The sequence below is a fragment of the Chitinophaga sp. genome, assembly GCF_036566945.1.
In the GTDB taxonomy this organism is placed as follows: domain Bacteria; phylum Bacteroidota; class Bacteroidia; order Chitinophagales; family Chitinophagaceae; genus Chitinophaga.
Genome location: NZ_DATCVJ010001001.1, coordinates 1 through 11,862 on the forward strand (window position 1 = coordinate 1; position 11,862 = coordinate 11,862).

Genomic DNA, 11,862 nt, shown 5'->3' on the forward strand with positions numbered 1-11,862 from the left:
GCGATATTCCTGTGGGATAAAGAAATACTATGCGAGCAGCACATCAAATAACAACAGAAAAGGTGTGCAATAGCTACTGCACACCTTTTCTCTACACGCTTGTTATTAGTTAGATCTTACTTCTGTATAGATGCCTCTGTCGGCAGTAATTCCCAGTCGTTTTAACATCTCCGCAGGATTAAATCCCTGTTCCTTGTACATGGCCTGCACTGCTTCTTTTGCCTTCGCCAACGCGGCTTTGTCTTCCCAATTCGCTACGGTTACACAAATAAGATTTCCCTGTTCATCGGTATAGGTATATTCCGCATCTGAAATGAAGCCCGGCAATGTCTTAATATATTGACGGTTAAAGGTGGTTCTTTCTTTGAACTCCGCGATGGCATTGGCTGGAACCAGGAATTTATCAATGAACTGTACCCTGTCTTTTATTGGCTTCACCGGCGCGATGTCGGTCGGTACCAAACCCAATGCCTGCACAATACCTAACCGATCCAGTTGCACATCTGAACCAACTATTTTCCCGTTTTTAAATTCATAGATGGAGATCCCGTCGCTGCTGATGGTTTTGCCGGTGGGCGGCACATTCCGGAAGGTGGCTGTTTGCGTACCTGTCCATTTCCACCGGGCTACCACTTTGTTTCCTTCCCCTACCAGCGTAATTACTTTATACTGAATATCCGGGAAAGCGTTGAGCAAGGGCATGAATGGATCAATAAATCCGCTCACTCCTTTTGCACCGCCCGCGCCTGCAAAATCTTCAGATATAAAGTTGGGCAATAACGCCAGTTGCTTCTTATTCAAACCTGTTTCATATAATTCGGCTACGATCGCTTTATTGTTTTCCATGGTAACTATTTTATTGTTAGTGACTTGTTTTACTTGTTGTGCATGAGTAGTTCCTGGTATCATTGCACCGGTTAATAGCAGGGATATTGTGGTGATAGCTGTTTTCATGTGTGTTGTATTTGATACAAAAGTAGCCCGGTGCCCCTGCCTGGAATTGTAAAAAATCATTGATTTATGCAGGAAGTGGTCAAATTCAAACCGAGAGGGGTCATTTATTTATTCCGGACTTTCACAACTACCCGGATTTTACCACTTATCATCTAATCATTTCCCCTGCTGCCGATATTTATTATCTTGGCCCACCTGACATATATATTTTTTATATAAATTCCGTTATAGTTGAAATTATTTTTTTCGCTGCTCCTATGCAGCTTGTTCGGTAGCCATGTTTATGCCCAGTCAACACTTTCCGGAACCGTGCGCAGTGGCACGGAAGCTTCGCTTCCGTTTGCGACCATCCATATTCAACACCTGCGTACTAACCGGCAGCAGGTAACACAGGCGGATAGTGCAGGACATTTCCTTGTCCGCCAACTGGAAGCAGGTGAATATAAGGTAAGCACCACCATGACCGGTTATCAATCTTCTGTGTTACAATTTACCCTGCAAAAAGATACGGTGATAACGATCCTGCTGCAGGTAGCCAATACCCGGCTGGATGAAGTAGTGGTATCGGCGGCGAAACCGGCTATTAACGACAGTCCAGACAAACTGGTGTACAATGTTTCTTCCAGCATCACCGCTTCCGGCAGCGACGTACTCACCACTATCGGTAAAGTACCGGGCATTAAGGTGAACGACAATGAAATCAGTATTGCAGGCAAAGGAGCGGTGAAAGTGATGATCAACGACCGGCTGGTGCAATTATCCGGCCTGGAGCTGGTTCGCTATCTGAAATCGATGTCTGCCAACCAGATTACTAAAATTGAACTGATCAAAAATCCATCTGCTAACTACGATGCAGAAGGCAATGCAGGGTTAATCAATATTACCACCAAACAAAGTAAAAAACAGGGTTATTCCGGTAGTGTGCAGGCCAATGCAAAACACTGGTTTTATAATCCTGCGGAAGCCTTTGGAACCAGCAACTACGGCGCACTGAACGCCAGCGCTACCCTTAATTATAACGCGGTAAGATGGTCGGCCTATGGCAGCGTCAACGTAGATCAGGACCATCACCTGGAAGGCTTCCAAACGGTACTTAACTATCCCAAACAAACCTGGCTGCAAAGTGATACCGGTGATTATAAATATCGAAATATAAATGTAGTAGCAGGTGCTGATTATAAGATCAGCGATAAAACCAGTATCGGCATCAACTACCAGGGCGGTAAAAACATTTATGATGGAGCAGATCACGTGAATAATCCCGTTTATAATAACGCTACCGGGAAAATGGATTCTCTCTTACAAACTTACGCTACCTACTACCCTATTGCGCTCAGCAATTCCGTCAACCTGCACTCGGTGATCAATTTTGACAGCACCGGCCGCAAACTATCGCTGAATGCAGATTACATGAATTACTACCGGACCGATAAATCCGACTTTGAAAGTCATAGATATCTGGGCTCCGACTTAGTACATCCTGCGGCGACTACCCGCTACTATGATAACACGAAACAAAACTTCAATATTTATACGTTTAAGGCGGATGTGCAGCTTCCTACGTCTTTTGCAAAAATCATGTTTGGTACCAAGCTGAGTTTCATCGACAACTACAGCAATGCCTTCTACTATAAAAAAAGTCCACAGGGGGAACTCACCTACGATACGGACCTGAGCAATGAATTCGACTACCGGGAAAATACACAGGCCCTGTATGTTAGTATGAATAAAGAACAAGGCAGCTGGAAATATGAAGCAGGACTCAGAGGAGAGCTGACACAAACCAATGGGTACTCTCACACCCTCGATCAAACAACGGTCAATAAATACTTCCGGGTGTTCCCTTCGCTGTCGGTGTCCTACCAGGCCAATACCGACAACAGTCTTGCCCTGACCATTGGCAAGCGCGTGAACCGTCCTTCCTTTTGGAACCTGAATCCGTTTAAATCCCTCTATACGGCGTATAGTTATGGAGAAGGGAATCCATATTTAAATCCGGAATACAATACAAACTTTGAAGTATCACATACGTATAAAAGCATGCTGACTTCTGCGGTATTTTTCAATATTACGGAGAATGGCTTTAATAATCTGACCATTGCCAGCCCGGATACAAATCTCGTATATACGAAACCGTTAAACTTCCTGAAAACTTACCGGGTGGGCGTTTCAGAGAACATTACCCTTCATTTATTCAGCTGGCTGGATAACAATAACCAGGTTACTTTTTATCATACCGATGCCAGATCTACGCTTTCCAATATTCAGGGTGTGAGTGGTTTTGGGTTATACCTGGCCACCAATAACAACATCTGGCTGAACAAGGATAAAACCTTTGCTGCCGCTGTGAATGCGTGGTATCAGTTCCCGGAAGTAGATCATATCGGGAAGTCCGATGCTTATTACAAAATGGATATCGGACTGAAAGCTGCCGTATTAAAAAAGAAGGTAGATATCACTTTAACCATGAATGATATTTTCCGCAGCAGTGCTACTGCCGTGACTTCCAACATCAACGGTGTGCCACAGAAATTTACCAACTTCCAGTTGAACCGCTATCTCCTGGTAGGATTTACTTATCGTTTCGGCCGCACTGAGCATAAGGCAGCCGATAATGATAACGGCAATGAAGAAGAAAGAGGTCGTATACATTAACAGACCAGATCACTACTCCGCTACCCCTGGAAAACTTTTAAGATTTCTCCGGAAGGTAGCGGCGTTTTCTTTGCTGTCGCCCACCGCCCATACCGCCATGGCGTATAACACAGGTTTGAGCGCCTGCCCTGCTTTCGTAAGACTATAAGTGACATGGGGCGGCACAACAGGTTTCGCTTCCCGCAGCACCAGGTCATCCGCTTCCAGTTGCTTTAAATGCTGTATGAGCATTTTTTCCGTGATTGCAGGAATCGATTTCCGCAGATCACTGTATCGTTTGTGCCCGGATAATAAATGAAACAGGATAATAGGTTTCCAATACCCGCCAATCTTTTCCATCACGTACGTAACAGGGCATTCCTGGAATGCTGCCTTCTTATTTTCCTGGATGGTGGAGTTTTCTTTTGTCTTTGCCATAGATACATACTTTAGGGTAAGTACTTGTACAAAAGTAAGTACTACTCTACTTTTGTACAAGAAAATATTAAAACACCTTTTTTATGAAGATTACTATTACAGGCTCCTTAGGAAATATTAGTCACCCGCTGACACAACTGTTAACCGCCAAAGGCCATCAGGTAACCGTGGTAAGTCATAACCCCGAAAGAGCAGCCGCTATTCTACAACTCAACGCCATCCCCGCTATTGGCTCCATTGAGGATACCGATTTTCTGTTGCAGGCTTTTGCCAATGCAGATGCGGTATATACCATGATTCCCCCTAACTATCAAACAGCAGATCTCCGTGGATATATCAAAAGTGTAGGCGAACGTTATGCCGATGCTATCGCACGAACAGGTGTCCGTTACGTGGTAAACCTGAGCAGCATTGGTGCACATATCCCGGATGGTCCCGGCCCTACCAGCGCCAACTACTACGTAGAGCAACAGTTAAATGCGCTGAAAGACGTGTCTGTACTACATCTTCGTCCGGGCATGTTTTACAACAACTTTTTCGGCAGCATAGACATGATCCGGCATCAGCATATGATCGGCAACAACTTTGATGCAACAGCTCCTATTGTAATGTCGCATCCACACGACATTGCCGCCGCGGCTGCCGCCGCACTGGATACCCTTTCTTTCAGCGGAAAGTCGGTACAATACATTGCCAGTGATGAAAAGAACGGCGCCGAAGTAGCCACCCTGCTCGGACAGGCCATTGGCAAGCCAGACCTGGCCTGGATTGGCTTCTCTGACGATGCCATGTTACAGGGCATGCTGCAAAATGGCCTGAGCGAACAAATGGCGAAGATCTATGTAATAGAAATAGGTGTTGCGCTGAGAGAAGGTACTTTGTTTGAAGACTATCGCCAACACGAGCAGCTGGCATTTGGGGAAAGAAGTTTTGCTGATTTTGCGCTGGAATTTGCGGGCGTGTATAACAGTCAGCATGCCTGATAGCAGTAACAGTGATGCTTTGCGGCAGACGGTAACTTGCCGTGAACGCCTGCATCTCTAACAATAAGAAGCCCCGCGATGATCGCAGGGCTTCTTATTGTTAGAGAATATCTTCTTTACTTCACCGGAATTTCTCTCAGTATATGCAGGAAATAATCATAGAACCTGCCTACAGAAGAAATCTGTACTTTTTCATCGGGAGAATGCGCGCCTGTGATAGTAGGTCCAAAAGAAATCATATCCAGGCCACCGGGAAAGTGACCGCCTAAAATTCCACATTCCAGGCCAGCATGACAAGCCCCAACTTTAGGTTCGTGCGGAAAATGTGCTTTGTATAATTTCAGCAGTAAGCGAAGCGTAGCAGAATCTGCGTCCGGTTTCCAGCCGGGATAGTCGCCCGCCTGTGCTACTTCGCAACCGATATTTTCGAATGCGGCGCCCACGGCCATAGACACATCTTCTTTGGTACTTTCCACGCTGCTGCGTTGCAGGGACTGTGTGATGAAAACACCATCTTTCGCAATCACCCTGGCCAGGTTCGAAGAAGCTTCCACCAACCCTTCAATATCAGGACTCATGCGGAATACCCCATTCGGTACGGCATAGATAGCACGCAGCAAGCGAAGGAAATAATCCGGCTCCATCACGGTAGCAGGCGTGGGTACTGCGTTGACTTCTACCTTCAGGTCTTTTTCAATCAACTTATATTCTTCTTTTAAAACAGCGGTGAACGCGGTGACAAAAGCAGTAAAAGTATCTTTAGCGGTTTCCGGTACTGTCACGATGGCCTGTGACTCGCGCGGAATCGCATTCCGCAGACTGCCACCGTCCAGGCTCACCAGCTGCAAATCCACTACTTGTTTTGCTTTGTACAACAAGCGGTTCATCAGCTTATTGGCATTCCCTCTTCCTTTAATGATATCCATACCGGAGTGGCCGCCCATCAGTCCTTTGATACGGATATCAAAAGCAATGTTGCCTGCACCCGCCGGTACTTCTTTATAGGATGCGTTGGTATTGGTATCGATACCACCGGCACAGCCAATAGTGAGTTCATCTTCTTCCTCTGTATCCAGGTTCAGGAGAATAGTACCCGTAAAATTAGCAGGGTCCAGTCCTTTGGCGCCAGTCATACCCGTTTCCTCATCAATGGTGAACATAGCTTCCACAGCAGGATGCACCAGATCAGTAGCAGATAACACCGACATGATAGCGGCCACGCCAATGCCATTATCTGCACCCAGCGTAGTGCCACGGGCTTTTACCCAGTCGCCGTCTACGTACATATCAATGCCCTGGGTAGCAAAATCAAAATTAACGTCGCCGTTTTTTTGATGTACCATATCCAGGTGAGACTGCAATATTACCGTTTGACGGTTCTCCATTCCCGGTGTAGCGGGTTTCTTAATCACCACATTTCCTATGGCATCCCTTCTTGTTTCCAGTCCTAAGCGCTTGCCAAAGTCCAGTATGAATGCAATCACGCCTTCTTCTTTCTTAGAAGCGCGGGGTACGGCATTCAGCGCGGCAAAATGCTGCCATAGCGGTTGCGGAGATAAATCCTTTAATTCCATCAGTAACGTGTTTATTAACGCCGGCAAAGTATACAAATCATTTCAAACGGGCAAAAAAGGACTTATTACTGGTATTTTTTCAATCCGCTGCTGTCATTGGCCACCCATCTATTGTCCACCATCCGATACTTTACATCAAAGCTATCCACCAGCACGGCTTCTACACCCGCCATCACTTTGTAATACACGGTCACGCTATCTCCTTTGACGGCAACAACAGAAAATACCTGATGCATACGAGGATCGGCGGCATCGCTCCCCACCCAGTTCCATTCCAAAATAGGATACTGATAATCCTGTGATTGCGCCGTTTTAAAAAGATACAGATCACTGCCACAGAAAGCAGCGCTAGTAGCACAGGCTCTGATAAAAAAATAATTGCCTAACCGGCCAAATCCATCAAAGGCAGCAGACCAGCAACAATGTGAAACGCCATAATAATACTGAAATGTTTTTTTGACGCATCCATCGGGGTCGATTTCAAACAGTAATAAATGTTCATCGCCATCTTTGTTATAAGTCAGGATACAGGCAAGGTAACCGCTATCTTTATTTAAATGATAATACTTACCGATGGTATCATGATCTGCGGTATAGGCCCAATCAGCGATGGAGGTATCAATCAGTTTTGCAGATAAAAGATAAGGTAATGCCGTTCGTTTTATAATAAATCCGGTGTCTCCTTTAAACACGGCACCATAGCCTGGAATATTAAATGTTGGAAGATCGGCTGTTGGTGTCTTCAATTGACAGGCAGCAAAAAAAATAGCACAGAAAGTGCTGAAGGTATAGGTATACCAACGGTTAGGGCGTAGCATTAAAGGGAATTGTAACCCAAAGTTCGTTGGTATTTTTCATTATAAAATTTATTCTTAATGATATTTTTTTTGGGAGATAAGTTCGCATGCTATCATCATGAAATACAATATGCATGATCGTCTTTCTCTTAATTATATTTCTCTAATGCCACCAAAGCAGTGCAAAAGTTCAACTTTTGCACTGCTACTTTAATTTACTCCAATGTTGTGGCTGCATAAATATGGATAGCCTGTTGCATAAAACGACCAAACGCCGGATTAGGCAGTCCATCTATTTTCGTATAACGTTCATCGTTGGCCAACAGATCTCCCAGCCCTTTGTAGGCTTCCGCCTGTTTACCGGTTTTGCCCCAGAACTGCAGGATATAGGAATAATGCTGCGCTATTGCTGTTTGTACGGCGGTTGCCGCAGGGGCAAGGTGACACATTGCTGCCAGATTGTTCCAGTTGTTCTTAAATCCGTCCTGTAGTTGCTGAAAGCTATCTTTATCCATGGTAAGTAATAGTTTTTCGGTATGCGCTACTTGTCCGGGCCATTTTGTTTTGGCCTCATTCCGCCAGGCCAGGGCCTGTTCTTTGGGCAAGCCTTCATATAGATCTTCTACATTCATTTTTACTTTGTTTTGTAAGTGAAAAATTGTCTTCTCTACGGTGGCCAGCATGGCTTCTATGCGGAACTTCTTCGACAACAGCATTTGCCGGTGCTCTCTCAGGGCCTGCTCCAGGTTAAAATCAGGATCATCCAACAGATCGCCGATTTCCTTTAACTCAAGGTCCAGTTCCCTGTAAAAAAGCACCTGCTGCAACCGGTATAGTTCTGCTTCCCCATACAACCGATACCCCGCGGAGGTACGGACGGATGGTTTCAGCAAACCTATCTGGTCGTAATGATGGAGCGTGCGCACACTCACACCTGCTAACTTTGCCAGTTTTGTTACCGTATATTGCTTCATGACGACTATTTCATTTTCCTACAGCAACAAAGGTAGGGGGTGACGTAACGTAAGAGTCAAGTGTTTTTTTACTTTTTCTTTAAAAAAATATTTTACCCCGCAGCAGGCGGCCAATTAGTAGTACTTATACGACCTTCGTTATTTAAATACAAATCATTAATTTACAGCTGACTTACAGTCGGAAAATAATAAACTTTAAGAAAAGTGTCCATCCCGGAGATACTGAGTTGTTATGATGCTTTATAACAATTAAAACGTAACACCATGAAAGATTTCCTGTTTGTGTACAGATCAGATGCGAGTGTATTATCGCAACGCTCTCCAGAAGAAATGCAGGCCAACACCCAAAAGTGGATGGACTGGATCGGTAATATTGCCGCACAGAATAAACTGACAGCCCGTGGCGACCGGTTGCATCCTTCCGGCAAAGTATTAAGAGCCAACAAGGTGGTGACCGATGGCCCTTACACAGAGCTGAAAGAATCGCTCGGCGGTTATTCTATTGTAAAGGCAGCTTCCCTGGAAGATGCGACAGAACTGGCCAAAGACTGCCCCATATTCTTAACAGGTGGTAGTCTGGAAGTCAGAGAGATCAACGTCATGTAAACCTTCTTTTTATCACAACTTCCCAAAGCCGCGCAAAAGTAATTTCAGGAGACAGCTGCTCCGGTCATTCAAATTACTTTTGCGCTGCTTTTATTTATGGAAAAAAATGAACTGATACCACACCTGTTCAGAACCGAATACAGTAAAATCACGGCCGTATTGTGTAAGTTATTTGGATTCGAACATATCGAAATAGCAGAAGACATTGCCAGTGATACTTTCTTATCGGCGTCTGAAGCCTGGGGCCTCAAAGGCTTACCGGAAAATCCTGTGGCCTGGCTATACACGGTGGCAAAAAATAAAGCTAAAAATTACCTGAAACATGAGGCGGTCTTTCAGCAGAAAATAGCCGCACAATTAAAGTATGCTGTCACGGAAACCGACCTGCCGGAGATAGACCTCTCCGCTCAAAATATCCACGACAGCCAGCTACAGATGATGTTCGCCATCTGTCATCCGTCGATTGCAGCCGAAGCGCAAATTGGACTGGCATTGCGTATCCTGTGCGGATTTGGCATAGAAGAAATTGCTGCCGCCTTTTTATCCAACAAAGAAACCATCGCTAAAAGATTACAGCGGGCTAAAGACAAACTACGCGCGGAACAGATAAAAATAGAATTCCCCGGTGAGCCGGAAATCAATAAACGGCTGGATACCGTACTAAGAACATTGTACCTGCTTTTTAACGAGGGCTATTCTTCCAGCAGCCATAACAGCTCCCTCCGCAGAGATCTTTGCCTGGAAGCCTTTCGCTTAACTTCTCTCCTGGTAGCAAATGATACCACCAACAAACCTTCCGTATATGCTTTACTATCACTCATGAGTTTTCAGTCCTCCCGCTTCGACGCCAGAATAGATGCAGCGGGTGACATGGTACTGTACGACGACCAGGACACCAATCTCTGGAACCAGGAACTGATTGCACAAGGCGAAACGTTTTTAAATACCGCCTCTCAGGGCCGCGAGATCTCTACCTATCATCTCGAAGCAGGCATCGCTTACTGGCATACCATGAAGGCAGATACCCCCGAAAAATGGAACAATATTCTCCAGCTGTACAACCATCTGCTGCAACTGGAATATTCTCCTATGGCGGCGCTCAACAGGACCTATGCCCTATCGAAAGCCAAAGGAAAACAGGTGGCCATCATCGAAGCATTGAAATTAAACCTGGCAGCACATCATTTGTATCATGTTTTATTAGGAGAACTCTTTACCGGTATAGATAATACCCGGGCGCTATCCTGTTTTGAAACAGCCTTAGGACTTGCACAATCATCGGCAGATAAAAAAATCATCCTGCAAAAAATGCAGCTCGTCCAACAAGAACGGCACTGATCATCTCTCCTTCCTGATAAATTTCTCTTCTTCCGAAAAATAAATTTGCTAAACCAAATGGTTATGTATAAATTTACTTAACCAAACGGTTATATATCATAAACAATAAATGAATGAAAGCTAGAAGAGACGTGTTTCAGGCCATCGCCGACCCTACCAGACGGGCTATCATAGGGCTATTAGCCAAACAAACGCAAACCCTGAACACGGTGGCAGAGAACTTTAATATGAGTCAGCCAGCCATCTCAAAACATATGCGCATACTCACGGAATGCGGCCTGGTACTCATTGTAAAGCAAGGCAGGGAACGACATTGCAGCGCTAATTTTAAAGCATTGGAAGAAGTAGCCCAATGGGCGGAACAATACCGCTCCTTCTGGAATAACCGACTCGATACCCTGGAAAACTTATTGAACGAAGCAGATTAAATATTCACTAAATCATGTCATGATGGGAAAGAATAACACCCCCGGCGTAGAAGCGCAAATGCTCATCAGAAAACCTGTCGGCATCGTGTTTCAGGCTTTTATTGATCCTGAAATAACAAAGCATTTCTGGTTCACCAAAGGCAGCGACAAACTGGCCACCGGCAAAACCGTTACCTGGGAATGGGAAATGTACCAGGCATCTGCCAAAGCATTTGTGAAAGAAATTATACCCAACAAAAAAATAGCGATAGACTGGGGCGAACCTGCTACCGCTGTTGATTTTAATTTTGAAGCACTGAGTGAAGACACCACCTACGTGACCATTTCCAATTATGGATTTACAGAACAAGGCGATGACTTGCTCCGCAAAATCAACGACGCCACCGGTGGCTTCACCACCGTGTTAGATGGCCTGAAAGCTTATCTCGAACATCATATTAACCTGAACCTCATCGCCGATAAATTCGCAAAACGATAACTACTTAAATACCTTTTTTTATGGAAAAATATGGCAGTATCATCGCACCCGGCACGCTCCGGTTTGAACGCTCTTTGCCCGGACCTATCGATAAGGTATGGGCTTATCTCACCGAATCTGAAAAGCGTGGTAAGTGGCTGGCAAAAGGAGACATGGAACTATTTGAAGGTGGTAAAGTAGACCTGTACTTTATGCACCAGGAACTCAGCCCGCTCCCGGATGAGATACCCGAAAAGTACAAAAACATGGAGGCCGGTCACCATTTTACCGGTACCATGTTGAAAGTAGCTTCTCCCCACCTGCTCTCCTTTACCTGGCAAGGCGGTTCTGAAGTAACTTTTGAGCTAACAGAACAAGCCAATCGTGTGCTGATGGTGATCACACATCGCAAACTGGGTGATAAAAAAACTACCTTGTTAAGCGTATCCGCCGGATGGCATAATCATGTGGGCATTTTAATTGCCAACCTGGAAGGCACGGTACCACCCCCTTTCTGGAAAACACATACGGAACTGGAAGCTATTTATGAGAACCTTATTTAAGATCCTGAAAACAGTAAGCCCTGCGTAAGGGCTTACTCTCCATTAGGATCAGATGACAACACTTCGCTCATATAATCGAAGAATGGCCGCATCTTCCGGAATGTTTCGTTGGCTTC

12 protein-coding genes are annotated in these 11,862 nt (G+C 45.1%); 7 read left to right on the forward strand and 5 right to left on the reverse strand.

The genetic code is table 11. The annotated features are described in order from the left end of the window. Positions 1-105: 105 nt before the first annotated feature. Entirely contained in the window at positions 106-954 is an 849-nt protein-coding gene (locus tag VIP81_RS29910; protein WP_331970480.1) for an ester cyclase, read from the reverse strand. A gap of 231 nt (positions 955-1,185) precedes the next feature. On the opposite strand from VIP81_RS29910, the gene VIP81_RS29915 reads away from it, so the two are divergent. After that, positions 1,186-3,609: an outer membrane beta-barrel family protein gene (locus VIP81_RS29915; RefSeq protein WP_331970483.1), complete on the forward strand. Its 2,424-nt coding sequence runs from the start codon at positions 1,186-1,188 to the stop codon at positions 3,607-3,609. A gap of 12 nt (positions 3,610-3,621) precedes the next feature. Here the strand turns inward: VIP81_RS29915 and VIP81_RS29920 are convergent, their stop codons facing one another. Continuing rightward, positions 3,622-4,026, reverse strand: coding sequence for a helix-turn-helix domain-containing protein (locus VIP81_RS29920; RefSeq protein WP_331970486.1), 405 nt, complete (start codon positions 4,024-4,026; stop codon positions 3,622-3,624). 83 nt (positions 4,027-4,109) lie between these two features. On the opposite strand from VIP81_RS29920, the gene VIP81_RS29925 reads away from it, so the two are divergent. After that, positions 4,110-5,009, forward strand: a complete 900-nt coding sequence (locus VIP81_RS29925; RefSeq protein ID WP_331970489.1) for an NAD(P)H-binding protein — start codon at positions 4,110-4,112, stop codon at positions 5,007-5,009. A gap of 116 nt (positions 5,010-5,125) precedes the next feature. Here the strand turns inward: VIP81_RS29925 and VIP81_RS29930 are convergent, their stop codons facing one another. From VIP81_RS29930 to VIP81_RS29940, 3 genes are all read right to left on the reverse strand, one after another. Further along, positions 5,126-6,583 (reverse strand): aminoacyl-histidine dipeptidase, encoded by a 1,458-nt coding sequence (locus VIP81_RS29930; protein ID WP_331970492.1) that lies wholly within the window; start codon positions 6,581-6,583, stop codon positions 5,126-5,128. A 65-nt stretch (positions 6,584-6,648) separates the two neighbouring features. Next, positions 6,649-7,401, reverse strand: a complete 753-nt coding sequence (locus tag VIP81_RS29935; protein ID WP_331970495.1) for a hypothetical protein — start codon at positions 7,399-7,401, stop codon at positions 6,649-6,651. 194 nt (positions 7,402-7,595) lie between these two features. Then, entirely contained in the window at positions 7,596-8,354 is a 759-nt protein-coding gene (locus VIP81_RS29940; RefSeq protein ID WP_331970497.1) for a MerR family transcriptional regulator, read from the reverse strand. 264 nt (positions 8,355-8,618) lie between these two features. Here VIP81_RS29940 and VIP81_RS29945 point away from each other — a divergent pair, with 264 nt between their 5' ends. The 5 genes from VIP81_RS29945 (at position 8,619) to VIP81_RS29965 (ending at position 11,746) form a co-directional block, all read left to right on the forward strand. Then, positions 8,619-8,960: a YciI family protein gene (locus tag VIP81_RS29945; protein WP_331970500.1), complete on the forward strand. Its 342-nt coding sequence runs from the start codon at positions 8,619-8,621 to the stop codon at positions 8,958-8,960. A 96-nt stretch (positions 8,961-9,056) separates the two neighbouring features. Next, positions 9,057-10,298 (forward strand): RNA polymerase sigma factor, encoded by a 1,242-nt coding sequence (locus VIP81_RS29950; RefSeq protein WP_331970503.1) that lies wholly within the window; start codon positions 9,057-9,059, stop codon positions 10,296-10,298. 113 nt (positions 10,299-10,411) lie between these two features. After that, entirely contained in the window at positions 10,412-10,726 is a 315-nt protein-coding gene (locus tag VIP81_RS29955; protein WP_331970506.1) for a metalloregulator ArsR/SmtB family transcription factor, read from the forward strand. Between the two features lie 22 nt (positions 10,727-10,748). Continuing rightward, positions 10,749-11,204: an SRPBCC family protein gene (locus VIP81_RS29960; protein WP_331970509.1), complete on the forward strand. Its 456-nt coding sequence runs from the start codon at positions 10,749-10,751 to the stop codon at positions 11,202-11,204. 20 nt (positions 11,205-11,224) lie between these two features. After that, on the forward strand, positions 11,225-11,746 hold the full coding sequence (locus VIP81_RS29965) for an SRPBCC family protein (RefSeq protein ID WP_331970512.1): 522 nt from the start codon (positions 11,225-11,227) through the stop codon (positions 11,744-11,746). Positions 11,747-11,862: the final 116 nt, after the last annotated feature.